We start from the raw sequence: 22,908 nt of genomic DNA, 5'->3' as shown, positions 1-22,908 counted from the left end.
ACTGGATCCTGAAATGAAAAAGCAGCCGATTGCGGCTGCTTCAGGTCACCGACCCGGTGGCGGGCTTCTGACCTGGTGCGGGGAGGCGGCGGCCGCCTCCCTGACCTGATACCACTGGAACCGGGTTTATTCGCCGGAGGCTTCCGTGGTTTCTTCCGTTGCTTCCTCTTCGGTGTCGTCAGTCTCCTGGACACCGGCCGGAGCCGCGATCGTTGCGATGGTAAAGTCGCGATCGGTGATGGTCGGCAGGCAGCCTTCCGGCAGGCTCACTGCGGAAATATGCAGGCTGTCGCCCGGCTGGGCCTTGGCCAGATCCAGTACCAGGGCTTCCGGAATGTTGTCGGCCGGCACGGTCATTTCGACGGTGTGACGAACGATGTTCAGAACGCCACCCTTCTTGATGCCCGGGCAGATCTCTTCGTTCAGGAAGTGAACCGGCAGGTCGACGGTCAGTGTCGAGCCCTTGGCGACACGCAGGAAATCGACGTGCAGGATATCGTCGCGCACCGGGTGCAGCTGATAGTCCTTGGCGATGACCTGGTGCTTCTTGCCGTCGACTTCGACGATACCGACGTGGGTAAGGAAACCGCCCTTTTTCAAGGTGAGGGTGGTCTCTTTCATCGGAATGGTGATCGGCAGGGCAGGTTTCTTGTCGCCGTAGATCACGGCGGGGAGAAGGCCTTCGCGACGCAGTGTCCGAGCGGCCCCCTTGCCCACCCGGTCCCGTGCCGACGCCTTCAGCTCATAGCTGGCAGCCATGGCAAAACTCCTTCGAGTGTATAGATGACGGACCGGCGAACCACCGTGCCAGAAGCTTCAAGTTGTCCGGGATCGGTCCTTAAACGCCTCCTCCAGGGGTGCAGGCGCGAGCGGGGTATACAGAAACTGCGGGAAATGTGCAAGTCCGACGACACGCAAGACCGGCATTCCCCCGCGGAAATCGAGTTTTGGCAGATCGGACCGGCCCTGTCCGGAGCCGGCGCCCGAACGGGCCGCGGCACTGCAGTGTTTCCTGTCAGTCCCCGAGGGCCGGGGTCGCGCCGGTACGGCTCTCCGGATCGGCCTTTCTGGCAAAGGCGGTCCGCCATGGTTGGCCGAGTTCCTCAAGCCCCGCCAATGCCGAAGCCGTCGCCAGATCGAGCTGGGGGTTGAAACGAGCGAAGATGACTTCGCGGAGGCTCCAGTGCGGGCAAGGGCGGTCGACAAGACCCATTTCATCCCCCGCCTCCAGCACGCCTTCTTCCAGCACCCTGAGGTACCAGCCGGTCCTCGCCGTTTTGCGAAACGCGGCAGCCTGGGCGGGATTGTCCGTGTGCATGTTCAGTTTCCAGCAAGGCTGGCGTCCCTGGGTGACCTGAAGGCGGGCCGTGCCGGCGGAAAAGACATCGCCGATGCACAGGCCGGCTTCCGTGAGCCCTTCAGTAGACAGGTTTTCGCCGAACCCGCCAGGCGCGTAGACCGCCGCCTTGCCGGGAAACGTCTCGCGCCAATGGGCATAGTGCTCGGAAGGGTAGGCATGCAGCGCCATGTCCGGTCCTCCGTGCGCCGTTCGATCCGCCTGACGGTCTTCGGCAAGACCGGTAATTGTCACCCGGAGCGGCCCGTCAGCGCGGATCTTGCGGATCGCCGACGGGTCCTTGCCCTGCCAGCGGTGTTCGGGCTGTCCCTGATACAGTCCCAGAATGCGGGCGATACCGGTCATCGTGAAGCCATTCCTCAGCGCCATGACGGCCTGGCCTCCCATTTGAGAGGCCGCCGCCGATATGTGGATTGTCAACCATGCGGAGACCTTTCGGAAGGGGTAGGTTTAGTTGTGTTTAAAATTTATGCAATCAATGTAAAAGAGTGTGTTTTTCAAGAAATGCAATTGCAGATTTCATCCACTTTGACGAACTTTCTCCGTAATCCGGAGTTTAAGCCTTTGAAATGTATGAAAATGAGTTTTTACTTGAGCTGTGATGTATCTGTTTCTGAAGATTAATTCCAAGATAATTGCAATATATATAAAATGTTAATCGATTTTTCCTAAATTACTTTGGGTGAGTAATTGGGAGAGATCCATGAAATATATTCTTACTATGACGGCTGTTTGTGTGTTGTCAGCAAGCGCCGCTTCCGCGAACGAATTCGAAAACGAACTCAAGGACCTTGCCGGCGGGAAAATCGCCGCCATTGTCACGACCGACGAAGTTGTGGCCGCCGTGAAGGCGCAAAACGGTGTCACCGGCGGTTATGACCAGGCCAAGATCGACGAACTGGACAAGACCTGGCGCGCGGAAACCGAGGCGGTCGATCAGCCGATGATCGACGAAGTGATGGACAATCCCCTGTCCGTCTATCTGGCGGACGTGCAAGAGAGCAACGACGGTCTGTTCACCGAGATTTTCGTGATGGACGCAAAGGGCCTCAACGTCGGCCAGAGCGAAGTGACATCCGACTACTGGCAGGGCGATGAAGCCAAGTGGCAGAAAACCTATTCTGTCGGCGCTGACGGCCTGGACATCAGTGAACTCGAAGAGGACGAGAGCACGCAGACCCTGCAGAGCCAGGTGAGCGTTCCGGTCGTCGATCCGGCGAGTGGCGAGGTCATCGGGGCCGCGACATTCGGCGTCAACGTCGACAACCTCTGAGTAGACTAAACAACGGGAAAACCGATGGTTTTCCCGTTCCCCGTGGGAGGGTTCCTTGAAAGTTTCCGCCAAACTTCCGGTGTTGGTGCTCGGCATCGCACTTCTGTGTTCGGCAGGTGTTGGTGTTGCCAGCTACCTGTCCGGAGCCGACACAGTTCGCACTCAGGCCGAGCAACGGCTTGTCGCTCTCGCGGAAAGCCGCAAGGATGCCCTGCTGGAATTCTACCGAAGCAAGGAAAGCGCGGTCGGCGCGCATGCGCAAGGCAAGGCGCTCCGCGCCGCCTACAGCGACTTTGCAACCGCCTGGGACAAGTACAAGGACAAGGCGTCCGAGATGCTGACCCGGCTCTATGTTACCGACAATCCGCACCCGGCCGGCGAGCGCGATCAACTCCTCAAGGCGGGCAGGAAGCCCTATGACAAGGCGCATGGCAAGCATCATGCAACGCTGCGCGACTATGCCAATGTCAATGACTATCCGGACATGGTTCTGGTCAACCTGTCCGGCGATGTCATCTACAGCGTGCGCAAATTCGCTGATTTCGGCATCAACGTCCACGCCGACGGCTGGAAAGACACGCCCCTGGCCGCCGCATTCGAGCAGGCCCTTGTCGGCGAAGCGGGAACGATCAGCGGAATTGACCCGGTCGCCTACAAAGGCAATGAAGACCGGCCCGCGGGCTTCTGGTCGGCCCCGATCACCGCCGGTTCGAAAACGATCGGCGTTATCGTCTACCAGATGCCGCTTGGTAAGATCAGTTCCATGCTGGGAAACTATGCCGGGCTTGGAGAGACGGGCAACATCCACCTGGTGAACGACAGCGGTCTGGTCATGAACGACAGCGCCCGCACGCCGGAAAAATCCGAAATTCTGAGCGACAAGTTCGGTGCGCCGGAGATCAGCAAAGCCTTGAACGGTGGCATCGTGTTCGGGCAGATGTCCGACTATGACGGCCGGAGCGTGTTCGCAGCCGTGGTGCCCTACACTGCGTTCGGCAAGGCCTATGCGCTCACGGTCGTGCAGGATGTGCGCGAGGTTCTGGCACCCTTGTCCGCGCTCCAGTTCTGGATTTTCCTGATCGCGATCGTGTGTGCTGTCATCGCCGGTGTCGTCGGGCTGCTGGTTGCCAGGACCCTGTCGGGCCGCATCAACAGCCTGGGCACGGTGATGAGCCGTCTGGCGAGCGGTGATACGGCGGTCGAGATTCCGTCGCAAAAGGCATCCGACGAAATCTCGCAAATGGCCGAAACAGTTCTCGTGTTCCGGGAAAACGCACTCGCGCGGGAGCGTCTGGAGGCCGAGCAGAGCGCGGCCGCGAATCTCCAGGAAAGACAGTCCGCGGAAATCGCGAGAATGATCGACGGGTTCCGCTCCGAAGTCAGCGAGATGCTGGATGCGGTTGCCGACAACAGCACGCAAATGCGGGAAGAGGCCGAGAAGCTGAACAGCCTGGCGGACGAGACCGCGCGGGATGCATCCGGCGCCTCGGCTTCGTCCGAAGCGGCCTCGACCAATGTGCAGACCGTCGCGTCCGCCGCGGAGGAATTGTCCGCGTCGATCCAGGAAATCCGGCGCCAGGTCGTCGCAACCACGGAAATCGTGGGGACCGCGTCGGAAGGTGCCCGCCAGACCAACGAGAAGATCGAGGGGCTTGCCGAAGCCGCGCAGCGGATCGGGGACGTGGTCAGCCTGATCTCGGCGATTGCCGAGCAGACCAACCTGCTGGCCCTGAATGCGACCATCGAGGCGGCCCGGGCCGGAGAAGCCGGGCGCGGCTTCGCCGTTGTCGCATCCGAGGTCAAGGAACTTGCGACACAGACCGCAAAGGCCACCGAGGAAATCGAAGGGCAGATCGCGGAAGTGCAGGTCGCGACCAAGGAAGCCGTTACGGCGATTGCGAGCATCGCCGAAACCATGGGCGAGGTCGACAATTACACCGGAACGATCGCGGCGGCGGTCGAACAGCAGGGCGCGGCAACCAACGAGATCTCCGGAAACATTCAGGAGGCGGCCACAGGCACGCAGAATGTGGCGAATTCGGTCATTACGATCTCGGAAAAGGCGCAGGTCACCAGCGAGTCCACAGGTCAGGTCCTGTCTGCTTCAACGGATGTGAGCGCCCGTACGAACGCGTTGCGCGAAACGGTCGATCGCTTCCTGACGGCGGTGGCGGCGGCCTGATTCCAGCCGCGACAGACAGGAACCTGTTTGACCATGACTTGAGGCTGTTCCGCGGGGTCGCGGAACGGCCCTAGCCTTCCCTCGGCGCAAAGGCCGAGGGATCGATCCGGCCGGGACGTCCTTCGAGCGAAAGTTCCGCTTCCCGGGGCGCGGTGGTGGCGATCACCCTGCCGCCCCTGACAACCGCAAGCCGGGTGGCCTTCAGGCGGACGGCCTCGATGGTGTCCCGGGCCTGGAGGAGCACGAAATCCGCCTTGCAGCCCTTGTCCAGACCATAGCCTTCCAGACCCATTGCCCTTGCCGGATGGCCGGTGACGCAGTCGAAGCAGTAGCGGATCGCCTCCCGGCTGGTCATCTGGGCCACATGAAGTCCCATGGAGGCAACTTCCAGCATGTCGCCGGATCCCATCGAATACCAGGGATCCATCACGCAGTCGTGGCCGAAGGCGACGTTGACGCCATGCGCGCGCAATTCCGGCACCCGGGTCTGGCCGCGGCGCTTGGGATAACTGTCGTGGCGGCCCTGAAGCGTGATGTTGATCAGCGGATTGGCGATCGCATGGATCCCGGCCTCCGCGATCAGCGGCAGCAGCTTGGAGACGTAGTAATTGTCCATGGAATGCATCGAGGTCAGGTGCGATCCCGCGACACGGCCGTGCAATCCAAGTCTCTGCGTCTCATGGGCCAGCGTTTCGATATGACGGGACAGGGGATCGTCGGTCTCGTCGCAATGCATGTCGACCCGCAAGCTGCGCTCGGCCGCGATTTCGCACAGGCGGACGACGGACCGGGCGCCGTCCTCCATGGTGCGTTCGAAATGCGGGATGCCGCCAACGATGTCGACGCCCATGTCGAGGGCCTTCAAAAGGTTCTTTTCCGCATTGGGGGACCGGTAGAGACCGTCCTGCGGAAACGCCACCAGTTGAAGATCGATATAGTCCTTCACCCTGTCGCGGACTTCCAGCAGGCCTTCGACCCCGGTCAGCCGGTCGTCGCAGACATCGACATGGGAGCGGATCGCCAGAAGGCCCTGGGAGACCGCGAGGTCGCAATATTTCAAGGCCCGCTCGACGACGGCATCGACGGTCAGGATGTCCTTCAATTCGCCCCACAGCGCGATGCCCTCCAGCAGCGTGCCGCTGCGGTTCATGCGGGGCAGGCCCAGGGAGAGCGTCGCATCCATGTGGAAATGACTGTCGACGAAAGGCGGCGAGACCAGACGGCCGTTCGCGTCGATGACCTTGCCGGCCTCCGCCGTGATGCCGGCTTCCACGGCTTCGATGCGGCCGCCCTTGCAGGCGATGTCCATTTGGGTGCGGCCGTCGGGCAGGTTGGCGTTCTTGACGAGAAGGTCGAAGCTCATGGACGGGTCTCAGCGTTGGCCACGGAAATAGGGCACCAGCAGTGCCCGCGGATAATCGGCCCGGCGGGCAACCACGATCAGCGCGGCGATGGACAGGAGATAGGGCATCATCAGGAACACCTGACCCGGAATGAAGCTGCCGACCTCGGTCTGAAGACGGACCTGAAACGCGTCGAAGGCGCCGAACAGAAGTGCGCCGAGCAAGGCCTTTCCGGGCCGCCAGGAGGCAAAGACGGTCAGTGCGATGCAGATCCAGCCGCGGCCGTTGACCATGCCGAAGAAGAACGCATCGAAGGCGGACATGGTCAGGAAGGCGCCGCCAAGCGCCATGATCGCCGAACCGGCGACAACAGTGCCCATCCGGATGGCGTAGACGGACAGGCCCTGGGACTCGACGGCCGCCGGATTGTCGCCGACAGCGCGGATCGCCAGGCCGAGCGGGGTTCGGTAGAGCACATAGGCGGTGGCGATGACCAGGGCCAGAGCCAGAAATGTGAGGGGCGTCTGCTGGAACAGGGCCGGTCCGAAGAATGGCAGGTCGCTGAGGCCGGGAATGTCGAGGGGCTGGAAGGCCTCGATCCGGGGCGGGGAGGAGACTTCCGGCAAGGCGGTGCGGTAGATGAAATAGCTGAGCGCGGTGGCAAACAGCGTCACGCCGATGCCGGAGACATGCTGAGAAAGACCGAGCGGAACGGTCAGGATCGCGTGTATCAACCCGAAGAAGGCGCCGGCCAGGGCCGCGACGGCCACGCCGCCCCACAGCCCGGCGCCGAGCCAGACCGCCATCCAGCCGGCCATCGCACCGGCGGTGAAGATGCCCTCGATGCCGAGATTGAGAACCCCGGCCCGCTCGCACAGGAGCGCACCGATCACGCCGAATATCAGCGGTGTGGCGATGCGCAGGGCGGCCGCCCAGAAATTTGCGGACACGAGAATGTCGAGGATCTCGATCATGGCGTTGATCCCTTCGTTGCCGGAGCGCCGACAAATCGGATCCTGAACCTCAGAAACAGACCGGAAACAAGCACACACAGTAGCGCCATCGCGACAATCAGGTCGGCCAGATAGTTGGAGACGCCGGTGGCCCGGGACATGGAATCCGCGCCGACAAAAATGCTGGCAATGAAGAGAGCCGCCAGGACGACGCCGGCCGGTGACAGGCCCGCCAGCATTGCCACGACGATGCCTGAATAGCCGAAGCCGGGAGACAGATCGGCGGTGAGGTAGCCCTTGAGGCCGGCAACTTCACCGACGCCGGCGAGGCCCGCGAGTGCGCCCGATAGAAGGCCGACCCGGACAAATGTGGCGGTGACCGGAATGCCCGCATGCCGCGCGGCAGCGGCGTTTTCCCCCACGGCCCGGATCTCGAAGCCCCAGACCGTGCGTTTCAACAGGAACCAGACCCCCAGCGACGCGACCAGCGCGACAATCAGCCCGCCATGGATCCGCATGCGCGCCATCAGCTTGGGCAGGGCCGCGTCGTCGAGAATGGGTTCGGATTGAGGCCAGCCCATGCCCATCGGATCCTGCATCGGTCCTTCCAGCATCATCTGGACGAACAGCAGGATGATGAAATTCAACAGCAGCGTGGTGACCACCTCGTCGACGCCCAGACGGGTCTTCAGCAGCGTCGGCCCCAGCATGACCAGGCCGCCTGCCAAGGCGCCTGCCAGAACGACCAGCGGGATCAGCACGTAAGACGGACCGGTGACCACACCGGTGCCGACGGCGACGGCGGCCAGGGCGCCGGCATAAAGCTGTCCCTCGGCGCCGATGTTCCACAGTTTTGCCCGGAAGGCGACCGCGGCGGCAAGCCCGGTCAGGATCAGGGGCGCTGCCCTGGTCAGCATTTCGGTAAAGGCGAAGAGGGAGCCGAAGGCGCCCTTGACCATCAACCCGTAGGCGCTGAAGACCGACAGGCCGGCGAAGGCCATGGGTATGGCCGCAAGCACCAGCGCGCAGATTGCGGCGGCAACGGATACAAGAAGCATTTTGGACACGGGCACAGGGCCCCGTGGTTCAAACCGGATCATGCAGCTTCCTCCCCGCCATGGCCGGCCATCCTGAGACCGAGCGACCCGCGATCGAGTGTCTCCGTCGGTTCGGCAGGGGACAGGCGGCCGCGATGAATGACGGCGATGCGGTCGGACAGGCGCATGAGTTCATCGAGGTCCTCTGAAATCAGGAGTACGCCGGCACCGCGTTCGCGGGCGGCAAGCAGGCGCTGGTGCACGTCGGACGTGGCGCCGACATCCAGTCCCCGGGACGGCTGGGCGGCCAGGACAACCTTCGGTTCCGTTTCCAGGGTGCGCGCCAGCACGATCTTCTGGATGTTGCCACCCGAAAGCAGGCGTGCGGGACTGGCCTCGTTCTGGCACCGGATATCATAGGCCGCGATCAGTTTTCGGGCCCGGGCGCGCATGGCGGAAAAGCGCAGCAGGCCGAAGCGCTGGTTTTCCCGTTTGCGGATGGCCTCGATGGCGAGATTTTCCGAGACGCTCATGGCGCCGACGATGCCGTCGTGGTGGCGGTCCTCCGGTATGCGCGCCAGGCCGCTGTCGATCATGGTTCGGGCGCCGGCATGGCCGAGCGCGCGCCCTTCCAGGGTCGCGGTTCCCGAAACGGGAGGCTCCAGACCGGATATGACCCGGGCCAGCGTCGTCTGGCCGTTTCCCGATATGCCCGCGATCCCGAGGATCTCTCCGGACTTCAGGTCGAGGTCGATATCGTGCAGGGCATCGCGGCCGTGACCGGCGGTGACATCCTGAAGGGCATAGAGGGTGGCGCCGGGCGAGCCGGGCGCGCGCACGGTCTCGACGACTTCATGCCCGACCATCAGTTCGGCGAGCTTGCGCCGGTCGCATTCGACTGTTGGCAGATCGGCCACCTTGCGCCCGCCTCGCAGCACGGCGATGCGATGGGAGGAGGCGAGCACTTCCGCCAGCTTGTGCGAGATGAAGATGATGCCGAGACCGTCCTGCGCCAGCGTCTTGAGGGTCGCGAACAGGGTGTCGGATTCCTGCGGTGTCAGAACGGCGGTGGGTTCATCGAGAACAAGCACCCGCGCGTTGCGGTAGAGCGCCTTCAGGATCTCGACACGCTGCTTTTCACCGACCGACAACTGCGAGATGCGCGCTTCCAGCGGCACGGTCAGGCCGGACCGCTTCATCAGGTCCTGAAGTCTGGCGCGCGCGGGCGCGCGGGCGGATCTCAATGCGGCGAGGGTTTCCGTACCGAGCAGGATGTTGTCGAGGGCGCTCAGGTTCTCCGCGAGGGTGAAGTGCTGGTGGACCATGCCGATGCCCGCCTCGAGCGCGGCATGGGGCGATCCCGGTTCCAGTTCGGCAAGTCCGCCGCCGTCCGGATCGACCAGGACCCGTCCCTCGTCAGCCACGTAATGTCCGAACAGGATGTTCATCAAGGTGGTCTTGCCGGCACCGTTTTCGCCCAGCAGTGCCAGGATTTCGCCTCGTCTCAGGTCCAGCGACACGTCGCCGTTGGCCGTCAACGCACCAAAACGTCTGGTGATGCCGTCCAGACGCAGGACGACGTCAGCTTCCTGTGCGGGTCCCGTCATGCGGACCTCCGGAAATGAGTTCAGGAAACCGCGGATTGCTCACGCGGCAGGAAGGCGCCGGCGGCCCCAAATACGCGCCTGGGGCCGCCGGCGAGAACCGGTTACATCGTGGATTTCGGTTCGCTGTCGTTGACATTGACCCGGAACAGGCCTCCGAGGATTTCCTGTTCCTTTTCCTTCGCAGCCGCAACCGCGTCTGCCGGGGCCAGGCTTTCGTCGACGAGGAAGCTGCCGCCGCCATAGGACATGAAGCTGTAGGGACCGTAGTCGGCCGGCTCGAAACTTTCGTCCACAACCGCGGCAACTGCCCGGTCGATGGTCGGTTCCATGTGCCACAGCGCGGAGGACAGGATCGTGCCGGGATAGTCACCCGCGGTGTCGATGACGTTGCCGATCGCAAGGATCCCCTTTTCCTTGGCCGCATCGGAGACGCCGAAGCGTTCCGCGTAGAGGATGTCCGCGCCCTTGTCGATCATGGCGAAGGCAGATTCCTTGGCCTTGGGCGGGTCGTACCAGGAGTTGATGAAGGTGACGAGGAACTTCACGTCCGGGTTGACGGTGGTCGCGCCTTCCATGAAGGCGTTCATAAGGCGGTTGACCTCGGGGATCGCGTAGCCGCCGACCATGCCGATCACGTTGGACTTGGTGGTCGCGCCCGCGATCATGCCGGAGAGATAGCTGGGTTCATGGATCCAGTTGTCGAAAACGGCGAAATTCGGCTGGGCCGGACCGAAGGAGGAGCCCATCAGGAAGGCGGTCTCGGGATATTCGGCAGCGACCTTGCGCGCGGCCCGTTCGACGGCGAAGGCTTCACCGACCACGAGGTCCATGCCTTGCTCGGCGTATTCGCGCATGACGCGCTCATAGTCCGTATTGGCGACGTTCTCGGAGAAGGTGTAGGTAATCTCGCCGCGCTCCTGGGCGGCTTTCAGCGCCTTGTCTATGCGGCTGACCCATTGCTGCTCGACGGGCACGGTGTAGATCGCGGCGACCTTGATCGGATCGGCCGCATCAGCGGGAGACTGGAACAGTCCCGCAGTGACTGTGACGGCCAGCGCGGCCGACAGCAAGGTCCTGCGGACCCTGGAGAACGGAATTGAAACGAGCATCTGAAACCCCTGGAAAGTTTTTTACCTGAAAATTTGATCATATAATATGCGTGCCCACAAGCTGTGCAGGGTTGTGGAGAGCAATTTTTTGATCAGATGGGAAAATTTCGGAACCTGTACACCGGTCATCCTCCGGATTTCCGCCGTCCGTCAGGAACCGTCGCGAATGGCACGTATCGGATCGATCCTGGCGGCCTTCAAGGCCGGCAGGGCGGCAAAGAGGACGGTTGTCAGGCAGGCAAGTGCCACCACTTGGAAAACGGTTGCGGGAGAAACATGAAACGGAAGGCCTATGGCGTCGGCCAGATAATAGGAGGCGAGCGTGCCGGCGGCGGCGCCGAGAAGGCAGGACAGGCCCGACAGGACCAGGGCTTCAACAAGAAACTGGAGAAAAATGTCGCCGGCCCGGGCGCCCAGGGCCATTCTGATGCCGATTTCAGCTCTTCGTTCTCGAACCGACAGCAGAGTGGCGTTCATGACACCGGCGACACCGATGGTCGCGAACAGCCCTGAAACGACAAGCAATCCGTTTTTCAGCAGCGCCTTCGTGTCCGTGATCGCCCGCGCTATGAACTGCATCTCCGAAATACGGGCAACGCTCCTGTTCTTTCCGAGACTTTCGTCGTCTTCGAAAAACGCCGTTATGTGTGTCTTGACCGGTTCGTACAATTCATCGGACCCCGGGCGGACATAAAGACTGCGGACTGCCCTGGTGCCCGTTACCCGCCGCTGCGCCGAAGTCAGCGGCATGAGAACGAGGTCATCCACATTTCTGCCGGCGCTGGAAACCCCGACCGACTGCAGGCTTCCAATCACCGTGCACAGGCTGTTGTCGACCCGCGTTGTCGCTCCCAGGGGGGAAGTCCTGCCGAAGAGGCGCTCCTTCGTGGCCTTGCCGAGCAGACAGACACTCGCCGCCTCGACATGTTCGGCGGGGCTGAAGCCTCTGCCGCTTTCAATGCTCCAGCCGCGTATGTCGAGATAGGCCTCGGTGACACCGAGGAGTGTGACGTCCGCCGCCATTCCGTTGGCGCTGACGCTGGCCTGGGCGGGGGTCTGCGCCGCCACGGCGGCGGTGTCCGCCAGCGCTGCCGACAGGCTCCGGAAGTGGGTGTTGTCGAACTGACGCCCGCCGTCCGGGCGTGAGCGGATGGTGCGGTCGGGGACGGCCTGAACGACCAGAATGTTGCCGCCAAGGCGCTGCAACTCCCGCTCCACCGTCAGTCTGGTGCCGGAATTGACGGTTTCAAGAAGGATATACGCAGCGACGCCGACCGTGAGGCCCAGATTGGTCAGGAGACTTCGAACGGCGTTTCTTGAAACCGATTTGACTGTCTGTACCAGCAGATCCTTTATGCGCATCATGGGACCTCAGCCTGAAAGGTCCTTGAAATCGCATATCCGGTCGGCAAGCTCGGCCACCTTGTGCTGATGGGTCACATAGATAATCGTCGTGCCTGCCGCGGACTGTGTCTCCCGGAGGATTTCGATCATTTCCAGGCTGGTCGACAGATCCAGGTTGCCGGTCGGCTCATCGGCCACGACCAGAGGTGGCCGGGTTACGAGCGCGCGGGCAATGGCAACGCGCTGTTGCTGGCCACCCGACAATTGCGCGGGTTTGTGCCACAGTCTGTGTTCAAGTTTCACTTTCCCGATTGCGCTTCGCGCCAGGTCGTCGCGTTCCCGGGAGCCGATTTTCCGGTACATCAGGGGCAGGACCACGTTTTCGTAGGTGTTCAGGTAGGGTATCAGGCAGTAGTTCTGGAAAATGAAGCCGATGCTGTTCTTCCTGAAGTCGGAAAATGCGCTTCCGTGGAGCCTGTCGACCGCGATGTTGCCAAAGCGATACGTGCCCGAAGTCGCGTGATCGAGCCCGCCGAGAATGTTCAGCAAGGTCGTTTTCCCGCAACCCGAGTCACCGACTATGCAGCACATCTGTCCTTCCGGGACTTGCAGGCTCAGGTTCTTGAAGACCTGCGCCGACGCTGTTTTGCCTGCATAGTCTTTCGCAAGATTTCTGACATCGACGATGGTGGTCATGCAGGAATTCCGTTGATTACGCCGGATGCGGGCAGGTGAAATCAGTTCTCCGGAATGGTGACGATTGCCGACATTCCGGGCCTGATCAGGCGTTCTTCATTCGCGACCGTAAGTTCGACCGCATATTCGGTGATCGTGCTGTCTATCTCGGTCGGGTAGAGTGAAATCCGGTCAATCCGGGTCCGGAATACCTTGCCCGGATATGCATCCACGGCGAATTGCGCCGGCTGACCGACCCGGACCCTGGAGATGTCGGCCTCATGTATCTTCGCCTTCAAGGTGAGCGTGCTGAGGTCCGAGCCGATCATGAACAGTGTTGGTGCCTGCAGCGAGGCGGCGACGGTCTGACCGGGATTGGCTTTTCGTTGCACGACGATGCCGTTGATCGGTGCGGTGATCCTGCTTTTCTCGAGATCCAGCTTGAGCATCTGGAATTCCACCTGGGCGGTATCGAGCAGAACCCGCTTGGCGGAAATCTGCAGCCCGGCGATTTCCTCCTTGTTGTAGGCCTCTTCGTAGACCTTGCCGGCGATCCGTTCCGAAGCTTGCAGTTTTTCGGCCCTGTCGAGTTCGCTGACCAGCAGCTTGTGGGCCGCGATTGCGCTCCTGAGTTCGAATTCCGCATGGGCGATCTTGAGTTCGGCTTTGCGTATCTTGAGCGCCAGATGCCGTGTATTCAGCTCCGCCAGCACATCGCCCTGTTCGACGGCATCGCCTTCGGAAACATGGACCGCCCGCAAAATCCCCGAAAGTTCGGAAGAAATCTCGACGGACTGGCGCGGTTCGATTCTGCCGAGCGCATGAATGCGCCGCCGCGCTTCGCCCGCCTCAGGCATCTCGTTTCCGACCCGCGCAAGTTTTTGTTCTGCGTTCGCCCCCGCGGTTCCGGTGATGACCGCACCGACTGTGGCCAGGATCACCAGAAGCGCGCGCAGGGCTCTCGCGCCGGCCGGTTTCAGTTCGGCGAGGGGAGGGCGCCGTTTGCCGGGCGGTGTGATCATGCTGTCACCGGCTTTCCGACGGCTCCGGCCAGCGATGCGGAGGCGGTCAGATCCAGCACGAAGTCGTCCGGACGGATGATGTTCACCCGGTGGGTGACGGCGATGATGGTGAGATCCAGGCAGCGCTCCCGCAGGGTCTCGAAAATGAGCCGCTCTGTCGCGGAATCCAGCGACGCGCTGGCCTCGTCCAGCAACAGGATCTGGGGAGAGCCGAGCAGCGCCCGCGCGACGGCAATGCGCTGGCATTCACCTCCGGAGAGCTTCGCCCCCGCTTCGCCCACCCGCGTCCGGTAGCCGGCATCCAGTTGCATGATACGGTCGTGAATTCTTGCCTTCCGCGCGGCTGCCTCAACGTCGTTCTGTGTGGCGGCACGTCCGCAGGCGATATTGTCGAAAACGCTGACATTGCTTATGAACGGGTCTTGCGGAACGTAGCCGACCAGAACATGCATGCTGCGTGCGCTGACCTTGCCGATGTCCGCTCCATTCACGAAAACGGTCCCGGAAAAGCCTTCGCACTGGCCGCTGACAATCTTGAGCAAGGTCGATTTACCGGCACCTGACGGACCGACGATGAAGTTCATCGCACCGCTGACGAAACGATGGTTCAGGCCTTCGAATATGACCCGGCCGGGATAGGCAAATCCTAATCCGTTCAGGACCACGGAGCCGTCGCCCCGGCCAAGGCTGTCGCGCTGTGCGGGGGCCGGCGCGGTGTCGCGAATATGTTTCATGTTGGATTGCATGACCCGGGCGTTGGCGAGTTCCTTCATGGAGTTGCCGATCAGCTCGAAGGGTCTGGAAAGCTGCAGAATGATCAGATTGACGGTGACGAGCTGGGCAATGTCCAGCTGGCCTTCGAAATACCGGTTGAGTACGAGCGCCGTGACGACGGCATATTGTGCGAAGAACAGCAGAGAGTTCGCAGACGTAAACAGAACCCTCTTCCTGAAGTAGGTGTCCCAGTAGCGGTGTTCGGCGATCGTGTCGTCGATGATCGAGTTTCCGAATTTCCGCGAGGCTCCGTAATAGCGCAGAATGTTCAAATTGCTGATCAGGTCGCCAAACGTGGACGAGGACTTGATGCTTTGCTGCTGCGACTTGTCGAGAAGGGGAGTCAGTTTGTGTGTGCTGAGGCGGGCGATATAGATTGCGCCCAGGCCATAGGCAAATACCACGGCTCCGATGACCAGATCGACGTAGAACGCGACCAGCAGGAAGCTGAGCAGGTATTCGGCCAGGCTGGGAACAACGCTGTGCATGATCACCTGGACACGCATGGTGATGGACGACTTGTACCGGCCAATTATCTGAAGAAGTTTCGCGCCGTTGTTGTCGAGGAAAAAATCGTTGGTCTGACGATCGATGGCATCGAGTGCCGTTCTGGAGGCATTCAGAAGAAATAGCTGTTCTATGCGTTTCACGGCCACGAGTTTCAATTCGTAAAAAACGCGCGCCAGTGAAATCAAGAGACCGTAGGCGGCGATCAGAACAATGGCGATCGTGGCGTCTTTCCCTGAGGCAAGGTATTGAATTCCAATCCCAAAAACGAAGGGCGCGTAAACGGTCGAGGCGGTTGAGACGGCCAGGATCAGGGCATATTTGAGCGACTCCAGGCGAAATTGCCCGTCCCTGGGAATGCCTTTCAGCGCAGTGCGGCATGCGGCGATGCGTTTTTTCACTGGTCGCCCCCATTCAGTTTCATCTTGAGTGTGCCGGAATAGAATGTTGCCAGAGACATGGTCTTGAATATTGCCCAGTATTTTGCGGGATCGTCCCGGTCTATCGCGTCGGTTATCAGATCGATGTCGACAAACCCGGTCAGGAAGGAAGCGCTGTGTTCTATGATCGGACGGGCGCTTGCATGGATGGTGGCGCGCTGCGACTGAATTCCGCCGACCGCCTTGGAATGCCTGTTCAGAATTTCGGGAGGAAGCCGCCCCCTCATGGCGTTCCTGATCAATATCCTGTTCTGCCCATAGGCGAGATGCTCCCTTCTCGGCAGGGTCAGGTTGAAGCGGATCAGGTCCCAGTCCAAAAGCGGTCTCGTGAGCGCAATGCCGCCGGTCTCGAAAGGAGCGGTATTCGCCTCGGCATGCCGGAGAGCCACGTACTGAAAGTTTTTGGTGATTTCGGCGAAGGGCAGGACGCTTTCCCGCTCCGGCGGCGACGGCTGTCTTCCTGACAGGAGACAGCCCGTCATGTCCTGATCGCGCGCCAGTCCCTGCAATGCGGTCCTGATCCTTCGTGTCCGTTTCTTGTGGAACTGTTCAAGGAGAACGCGCGGGATCGATTTTCCCGAAACCAGGGATGCGCTGACAAGAGCGGACAGGACCCGGCGGGGAGAGCCTTCCCGTCGATAATCGGCGAAGATGTCCTCGCCATGATAGTTCAGGAACAGCTGGTCGCCGCCATCACCGGTGACCACTGTTTCCAGGCCGAGCTCCGCGGCGCGGCCGAACAGGGCCTTGTTGACGTGAACGGCGGGGGTCATCGAGCTGGGGCGCCAGCAGAACCTGAAGTCGTTCTCCGGATCGAGCTGCCGGTAGAAAGGGTCGACATTGACTTCGTGAACATCGGCGTGACGCAAATGCCGGCCGAGTGCGCGGAACTGGCGCCGCTCATCCAATTCGGGGTTGTTTTGCGAGTAAAGGGAAATGAGGTGGACCGGCTTGTCGCTCTGTTCGCAGATCAGGGAAGACAGGACAGCGGAATCCAGGCCGCCGGAAGCGGCAACGCCAATGGTGTCAAACCTTGAGACGGTGTCGACCACGGCACGTCTGGTCTTGTGAAGAAGACACGAGGCCAGTTCCTCCGGAGGGCAGGGGGTGTGTGCCGGGGACTGGAGGTGGTCCTGTATGCGGGCGGGATACCCGAGACCGGCCTTCGACAAGACGACGGAGCTGCCGCTTTCAAGTTCGAATACGTCCCGGAACGCGGTTCTCTTGCTGAGGAATTTCCCGAAATAGAGATAGTCCCGTACATAGTCGGGGTCGATTTCAAGGTCCATTTCCCGAAGGAGTTTCCGATCCGGCTGATCCGATGTCAGATAGACCTGATTGCCGACGCGCTTGTAGAAGACCGCCGAGCGCGAGAATGCCGGCCTGAGAATATGGAGTTCATGCGCGCAGTTCAGGACGAAGCAGCTCTTGAAGTCGCCATTGTACAGGATTGTCCGGGCCAGCTCGCGCGTGTCCAGCCTTTCAAATGAGAGCTCCCTGAACGTGGTTTCCTCGTTCGAAGCGGCGGCGGACAGATTGAAAAGCTGCCACGGGGTTGGGGTTCGCGCGGGTATTTCCCGCAAGGCAAGATCGGAAACAAGCTGAAATCCGTGTGCACCGGCAATCATCTTCCGCAATCTCCTCGCGGGCACGGTCCAGGTCCCCGGCCAAGGCCGACCCGGCAGATCTGGACGTACTCATGCGCTGAAAAATCGGTGTCCAGAAGGATTGCGTCTTCGCATTCCACCCAGCAATGCGCGGAAAACGGTTCCGGCTTGATGCCAAAAACAAGATCCAGGGCCAGGGCGTGCCTTCGGAAATACAGCAGGAAGGTCACGCATTCTTCCAGGCACAGCGCCTTGCCCAGGAAGCTCTGAACCAGGAGGTAGTACTGATAGTCACCCCGGAAGGATTGGCCGGGTGTCTTGCGATGCCGCAGATACTTCTTGCGCAGCAGAACGATCGTCCTGGCCAGTCCTGACAACACCAGAGCCTTGGCCAGCACCCTGCAGGACATGTATTTCAAGACCGACACAAAGACGCGCGTTGTCGTGTAGTCCTGATCATGGAGAACATAGAAAGCCGATTGGTTGCAGTCGCCCGGTGCCGGGTTTTCACTTTCAATTGTCTCTTTGTAGTATTTATCCAGAAATACGTTCAGGGAAAAACGCGCCTGTCCCGCCCGGGCGGAGTATTTTGCTTTGTTGTTTATGTAATCCAATGTTCGTGTACCAAGTGGCTTCTGATCTGGTTCATCCGTCGGATCATGTCCGCTTTCCGGCCAGCGGATATTGCTCACCAGAGGCGGGTGCTGGAACGTTTACGGTTGGTGCCGCAGGTCTTGTCGACCGATCGCACCGCGACGTGTTTCCTGCCGAAAACGCTCCAATACCGCGAGGGCACGTCATCACATGCCTCTTTGGCCGTCAGATCATTGGGCAGGCTTTTGCGTTGTAGACCTTGTCGAAGGTCGACGTATCGACGACGCGGTCGAACTCCCAGCCCCTGGTCAGAAGCGATGCCCGACCGACTTCCGTCATGTCCGGACAGATCGGCTCCCGGTCCAGTGTGGGAGAGGCTTTCCTAAGCAACCTGAGTATCGACGTCATGGGATTTTCCTCGCAGGGGATTGCATTTGCGCGTGACGGTCACGGGGCGCACTTACCAGTGGCAACTGCAGCACTCGCCGTCACCGCCGGCCACCGGTCCATGCTGCTTGATGTGCCGGTCGAGAAGTTCCTGGCGATTTCCGGAGAACGGCAGGATCCGCTCGTCAATCAAAATTCCCTTCGACCACATGGCTTCCTTCTTGTTGAAGGTCTGGAGCTGCTCGATGACGCTCGCCATTGTGTCGGGCGGGGCGGACTTCGCGAATGCCGGGCTGCACAGCAGCGACGTGCATACGGCTATCGCGGAAAAAAAGGAAAAACTGTTCATTGCGGTCTCCTCTCCGTAGGTTGCAAAAGTCAAGCAGGAATGGTCATATTTCTCAAATGCACCTAATAAGGGTATTTGCGAAATAAATATGAGTCAATGACTCAGAAATTATTTTTTGAAGATATTCGTTCGTGAGTGGCAGGTTATTTTTGTTATATAAAACAACAGATTGTTCGTCTCTGAAAAGGAGGGAAATCTGCGGCGGCAGGCAATCAGGCTCCGAGCGAAAAGGCGGATTCGGAGGATGGGCGTGGCGCGGGCAGATGCAACACATGCGGGTAGGCGGGTGTTTCAGGTTGCGGGTGCAACCAATGCCGAAGAGTGTCGAGGTGGACTGGAAAACGCGTGGCGTTGTCGTCGGACCTGGGTGCCGACCCGGGCGCGCACACGCGTGAACTCCGGCACCGGCGCTCTTGTTCCGGTGAAAAAGAAGCGCCGCGTGGCCGGACGGCATGTCTCAGGTGTCGGGGGCGGCCTCGCAGCCGGGCTTCAGGTCGTCACAGGATGACGAGGAAACCCGGCCACCAAGCTGCTGCCGGCGCGGATGTCAGTCCGTGCGGGGAATGCCGCGGATACCGTGTTTTGCCGGTCTCAGTTGAACAGGCTCGATACCGATTTTTCCAGCGCCGTGCGGTTGATGGCTTCACCGATCAGCGGGGCGATGGATATGGCGCGAATGTTGGACGCGGCGGTGATGGCGGCCGTCGGCTCGATGGAATTGGTGATCACCAGTTCCTTCAGCTTGGAGGAGGTCACACGCGCGACTGCGCCACCGGACAGAACGCCGTGGGTGATATAGGCGGTCACCGACTTGGCGCCCTTGGCAAGCAGCGCTTCGGCCGCGTTGCAGAGCGTGCCGCCACTGTCGACAATGTCGTCGACCAGGATGCAATCGAAGCCCTTCACCTCACCGATGATGTTCATGACTTCCGATTCTCCGGGCTTGTCACGACGCTTGTCGACGATCGAGAGCGGGGCGTCGATGCGCTTGGCCAGCGCACGAGCACGGACCACGCCGCCGACATCCGGAGAAACGACCATGACATTGTCGGTGGCGTAACGTTCCTTGATGTCCCGGGTCATGACGGGAGCCGCGAACAGGTTGTCCGTCGGTATATCGAAAAAACCCTGGATCTGTCCGGCGTGGAGATCCAGGGTCAGGACGCGGTCGGCACCGGCTTCGGTGATCAGGTTGGCCACGAGCTTCGCGGAAACCGGGGTTCGTCCGGAAGCGCGGCGATCCTGCCGGGCGTAGCCGAAATAGGGAAGCACCGCAGTGATCCGGCGGGCGGAGGACCGGCGAAGGGCGTCGATGATGATCAACAGCTCCATCAGGTGGTCGTTGGCCGGGTAACTGGTCGGCTGCACGACGAAGACGTCTTCTCCGCGCACGTTTTCCTGGATTTCGACGAAGATTTCCTGGTCGGCAAATCGCCGGACCTGGCATTTGGCCAGAGGGACATCCAGATATCTGGAAATTTCCTCAGCCAGGGCTCGATTGGAGTTGCCAGCGACGATCTTCATGAGCCGCAAGTCCTTCTGGTGCGACACCGGGCCTGCTGACGGAAACGAGCCATGCAAACACGCGGAAAGGGACTATGTCTTAAGTCGGGTGCCGGGAGCCGGGAGCATCGGAAGAGAACCCTCGGCAGGCGGCGGCGTTGTAACAACCAGGGAACGGGACCACAACAGCCCTTGACCCGAGACAGCTGCTTTTTTTTGTTTTTTATGACGAGTGGTGAATTTTTACCCGGCTCTTCAATCCCCTAACGGTTGAGCCAGGCCTTTATCTCTACCACAGAGCGATTTGCGATGCGCGACAGGGTGCCCGAACCGACCGCCTGCCAGGGATCGCCGGAGGCTCCGCCCGTGTCTTCGGTTCCGGAGATTCGTTTCAGGCGGCGTCCGTTGCCGTCGACGATGTCGAAAACATAAAACACGGTGCCGCTGGAAGGCTGTCCCGTCGCGGACAGGTAGCCGTTCACGCGATAGGTGGCAGCCGCGCCCACCCGGCGAACCAGCGTGATGCCCTGCTTGCGGGCTTCCGAACCGATGAATTCGGACAGTTCGTCGGCGATGTTGCCGGGCGCTCCCGTGAAGGGTTCGAATGCGAGCGTGACGCCTTCTTCCGGATCCGCCTGACCGGCAATGGACGGCGTCGGCACCGCGCTGGTGACCGGGCCGGGAGGCTGAGGAGACGCCTGGCAGGCAGCGAGGCCCGCGGACAGCAGGGCAGCCGCCAGAAGACGCGGCAGCAGACGCGGGAACGAAAAGGAGGACTGGCAGGAACTTATGGGCATGTAGAGGCCTGGCTCTCGATTTCTAAGTCGGGACGGTTGCGGCCGATACATGACAAACGGGGACTGGCGGGGCCGCTGATTTGCAACTGGTTTAGCCTGACTTGACCGGCAGGTCGAGAGGCAGCGTGGACAAGCACTCCGGAGCGGCGCCGGTGGTCAGATAGGTCTGGCCGAGAGACATGGCGGTTCCGGAGATGGAATCCATCAAAATCATGTGCATGAAGATCACCATGCCGGGCTGCACCTTCGCCGGATTGGCCTTGTAGGCCATGGGCGCGTCCATCCAGCTCGGGGTGAACCGGGCGCCGAGTGAATAGCCGCAGGCATTCAGCCGATGCGGCATCATGCCGTGATGGTCCATGCGTTCGGCATGGGCATCAAAGACGTCGCCGAAAGTCTTGCCTGCAACGAGCTGGGTCTCGACTGCGGCGAGGGCTTCGCGGGCGGCAACATACATCTCCTGATGCCGGCCGGTCGGTGTGCCGACCACGACCGTTCGCATCAGCGCCGCATGATAGTGCCGGTAGCTTCCTGCCCATTCCAGGGTGATCTGGTCCTGGTCCGAAAGCCTGCGCCGGCCGGACTTGTAGCGGCACAGCAGCGCGTCCCTGCCGGAGCCGACGATGAATTCATTGCCGGGATAGTCGCCGCCGCCTTCGAAGATGGAGCCCTGCATGGCGGCCAGGATACGGCCTTCGTCCGCACCGGGGCGGATCTCGTCCAGAGCGGCATGATAGGCCTTGTCGGCCAGTTCTGCCGCCTTGCGCACGTAAACGATCTCCTCGGCGCTCTTGACCGCACGCAGTTGCGGGATCAGGGGCGAGGCGTCGCGGATATCGGCGAAGCTGGTAAGCTCCTCGTTGAGCTGGAGGGCAATCTTTCCGGTCATGCCGTGGGTGTCGTATTCGATGCCCAGTCGGCTGCCGAGAAGATCCATGTCGAACAGCATCTCCTTCAACTGGCTGACCGGGCTTGCGGCGCCCCGGTCGATCCAGATGCGGATGTCTTCGATGTTGGAAGTGTGCCTGGCCTGGCGTTCGTCTGCGGAGCGGGTGAGCAGAACCTTGCGTCCGTCGCTGGTTACGACCAGGCACTGAAAGAAACAGAAGCCGAAGGTGTCGTAGCCGGTGAGCCAGTACATGCTCTCTTGCGCGAACAGCAGCATGGCATCCAGCTTTTCGGACGCCATCACGGTCTTGAGCGTGTCGAGACGGCGTTCGAACTCGTCCTGCGAGAAATGAAGGGTCATGAGAAGTCCTTACAAGAGAGCGATTGCGCTGATCTGGCGGCCGTAGTCCGGCTCTTCGCGATGGGTGGTCCGGCGGTAGGAAAAGAACCGCTCCTCCTCGTCATAAGTACACAGCGCCATGTCGGCCACGGTCCCCAGACCAAGGGCGTTCAGCCGCGCCGTGATGAAGGCCGGCAGGTCGAACATGAAATGCCCCGCTTTCTGCGAGGCAATGAAGTAGCGCGCATTTTCCGGATCGTCGTGGAGAAAACGCTGATGGAATTCCGGGCCGACCTCATAGGCTTGTTGGGAGATCGCCGGGCCCAGCACGGCAGTGATGCCGGACCTTGCTGCCCCGAGGGCCTCCATCGCGGCGACCGTGTTTTCGAGAACGCCGGTGACTGCGCCCTTCCAGCCGGAATGGGCGGCGCCGACGACGCCTGCACGCGGGTCGGCGAAGAGGACCGGGCCGCAATCGGCCGTCGCCACGCCGAGGGCAAGACCCCTTGTCGCCGTGACCAGGGCATCCGCCTTGCGGTCCGCGCCTTCGCGAAACGGTCCGTCGACAGAGATCACGTCCGGTGAGTGGACCTGATGGGGCGACACCAGACGAGCGGAACCGACACCGAGGTCCGCCGCGACCCGGTCACGGTTTTCCAGGACCAGATCCCGCGCATCATCGGAGCCGAGACCGATATTGAGGCTGGCATAGATGCCGTCGGACACGCCGCCCCTTCGTGTGAAGAAGCCGTGGCGCAGGCCTTTGATCTTCAAGACATCCGCTTCGAGTTTCATGCAAGTCTCTCCTGCGCGTGCAATC

Annotated in this window: 21 protein-coding genes; 2 read left to right on the top strand and 19 right to left on the bottom strand. The window is 61.2% G+C overall.

Features of this window, described 5'->3' with window-relative positions:
- Positions 1-126: 126 nt before the first annotated feature.
- Positions 127-759 carry a 50S ribosomal protein L25/general stress protein Ctc gene (locus WNZ15_RS23325; RefSeq protein WP_342895435.1) on the bottom strand — a complete coding sequence of 211 codons (633 nt, stop codon included), beginning with the start codon at positions 757-759 and terminating at the stop codon, positions 127-129.
- Positions 760-1,015: 256 nt separating this feature from the next.
- Entirely contained in the window at positions 1,016-1,726 is a 711-nt protein-coding gene (locus WNZ15_RS23320; RefSeq protein WP_342895434.1) for an MOSC domain-containing protein, read from the bottom strand.
- 334 nt (positions 1,727-2,060) lie between these two features.
- Between WNZ15_RS23320 and WNZ15_RS23315 the strand changes: the two genes are divergently transcribed.
- A complete protein-coding gene (locus WNZ15_RS23315) occupies positions 2,061-2,630 on the top strand; it encodes a PDC sensor domain-containing protein (protein ID WP_342895433.1) in 570 nt (189 codons plus the stop codon).
- Between the two features lie 55 nt (positions 2,631-2,685).
- Positions 2,686-4,812, top strand: coding sequence for a methyl-accepting chemotaxis protein (locus WNZ15_RS23310; protein ID WP_342895432.1), 2,127 nt, complete (start codon positions 2,686-2,688; stop codon positions 4,810-4,812).
- A gap of 70 nt (positions 4,813-4,882) precedes the next feature.
- Here the strand turns inward: WNZ15_RS23310 and WNZ15_RS23305 are convergent, their stop codons facing one another.
- From WNZ15_RS23305 to pgeF, 17 genes are all read right to left on the bottom strand, one after another.
- On the bottom strand, positions 4,883-6,175 hold the full coding sequence (locus WNZ15_RS23305; RefSeq protein WP_342895431.1) for an amidohydrolase family protein: 1,293 nt from the start codon (positions 6,173-6,175) through the stop codon (positions 4,883-4,885).
- 9 nt (positions 6,176-6,184) lie between these two features.
- Positions 6,185-7,129, bottom strand: a complete 945-nt coding sequence (locus WNZ15_RS23300; protein WP_342895430.1) for an ABC transporter permease — start codon at positions 7,127-7,129, stop codon at positions 6,185-6,187.
- On the bottom strand, positions 7,126-8,208 hold the full coding sequence (locus WNZ15_RS23295) for an ABC transporter permease (RefSeq protein ID WP_342895429.1): 1,083 nt from the start codon (positions 8,206-8,208) through the stop codon (positions 7,126-7,128). The genes WNZ15_RS23300 and WNZ15_RS23295 overlap by 4 nt, the downstream gene beginning before the upstream one ends.
- The gene (locus WNZ15_RS23290) at positions 8,205-9,752 is read right to left on the bottom strand and encodes an ABC transporter ATP-binding protein (protein WP_342895428.1); all 1,548 of its coding nucleotides are present in this window, start codon (positions 9,750-9,752) and stop codon (positions 8,205-8,207) included. Before WNZ15_RS23290 ends, WNZ15_RS23295 begins: the two co-directional genes overlap by 4 nt.
- A 101-nt stretch (positions 9,753-9,853) precedes the next feature.
- Entirely contained in the window at positions 9,854-10,861 is a 1,008-nt protein-coding gene (locus tag WNZ15_RS23285) for a BMP family protein (protein ID WP_342895427.1), read from the bottom strand.
- A 150-nt stretch (positions 10,862-11,011) separates the two neighbouring features.
- Positions 11,012-12,226, bottom strand: coding sequence for an ABC transporter permease (locus WNZ15_RS23280; protein ID WP_342895426.1), 1,215 nt, complete (start codon positions 12,224-12,226; stop codon positions 11,012-11,014).
- Positions 12,227-12,232: 6 nt separating this feature from the next.
- On the bottom strand, positions 12,233-12,901 hold the full coding sequence (locus WNZ15_RS23275) for an ABC transporter ATP-binding protein (protein ID WP_342895425.1): 669 nt from the start codon (positions 12,899-12,901) through the stop codon (positions 12,233-12,235).
- Positions 12,902-12,942: 41 nt separating this feature from the next.
- The gene (locus WNZ15_RS23270; protein ID WP_342895424.1) at positions 12,943-13,902 is read right to left on the bottom strand and encodes an efflux RND transporter periplasmic adaptor subunit; all 960 of its coding nucleotides are present in this window, start codon (positions 13,900-13,902) and stop codon (positions 12,943-12,945) included.
- Complete coding sequence (locus WNZ15_RS23265; RefSeq protein WP_342895423.1) at positions 13,899-15,584, bottom strand: ABC transporter ATP-binding protein; 1,686 nt, start codon at positions 15,582-15,584, stop codon at positions 13,899-13,901. The genes WNZ15_RS23270 and WNZ15_RS23265 overlap by 4 nt, the downstream gene beginning before the upstream one ends.
- Positions 15,581-17,251 (bottom strand): asparagine synthase C-terminal domain-containing protein, encoded by a 1,671-nt coding sequence (locus WNZ15_RS23260; protein ID WP_342895422.1) that lies wholly within the window; start codon positions 17,249-17,251, stop codon positions 15,581-15,583. The genes WNZ15_RS23265 and WNZ15_RS23260 overlap by 4 nt, the downstream gene beginning before the upstream one ends.
- The gene (locus WNZ15_RS23255; protein WP_342895421.1) at positions 17,248-17,844 is read right to left on the bottom strand and encodes a lasso peptide biosynthesis B2 protein; all 597 of its coding nucleotides are present in this window, start codon (positions 17,842-17,844) and stop codon (positions 17,248-17,250) included. Before WNZ15_RS23255 ends, WNZ15_RS23260 begins: the two co-directional genes overlap by 4 nt.
- Before the next feature lie 205 nt (positions 17,845-18,049).
- On the bottom strand, positions 18,050-18,232 hold the full coding sequence (locus tag WNZ15_RS23250; protein ID WP_342895420.1) for a hypothetical protein: 183 nt from the start codon (positions 18,230-18,232) through the stop codon (positions 18,050-18,052).
- Between the two features lie 52 nt (positions 18,233-18,284).
- On the bottom strand, positions 18,285-18,560 hold the full coding sequence (locus WNZ15_RS23245; RefSeq protein WP_342895419.1) for a hypothetical protein: 276 nt from the start codon (positions 18,558-18,560) through the stop codon (positions 18,285-18,287).
- A 591-nt stretch (positions 18,561-19,151) separates the two neighbouring features.
- Positions 19,152-20,084, bottom strand: coding sequence for a ribose-phosphate pyrophosphokinase (locus WNZ15_RS23240; RefSeq protein ID WP_342895418.1), 933 nt, complete (start codon positions 20,082-20,084; stop codon positions 19,152-19,154).
- Positions 20,085-20,326: 242 nt separating this feature from the next.
- A complete protein-coding gene (locus tag WNZ15_RS23235; RefSeq protein ID WP_342895417.1) occupies positions 20,327-20,860 on the bottom strand; it encodes a hypothetical protein in 534 nt (177 codons plus the stop codon).
- Between the two features lie 91 nt (positions 20,861-20,951).
- Positions 20,952-22,109, bottom strand: coding sequence for a Xaa-Pro peptidase family protein (locus WNZ15_RS23230; protein ID WP_342895416.1), 1,158 nt, complete (start codon positions 22,107-22,109; stop codon positions 20,952-20,954).
- A gap of 9 nt (positions 22,110-22,118) precedes the next feature.
- Complete coding sequence (gene pgeF / locus WNZ15_RS23225; RefSeq protein WP_342895415.1) at positions 22,119-22,883, bottom strand: peptidoglycan editing factor PgeF; 765 nt, start codon at positions 22,881-22,883, stop codon at positions 22,119-22,121.
- Between the last annotated feature and the right edge of the window lie 25 nt (positions 22,884-22,908).

Origin of the sequence: Roseibium sp. AS2 (genome assembly GCF_038900065.1) — a bacterium.
Lineage (GTDB): Bacteria > Pseudomonadota > Alphaproteobacteria > Rhizobiales > Stappiaceae > Roseibium.
Note: the sequence above shows the minus strand (reverse complement) of the source record. Positions and strands in the feature narration are given on the sequence as shown.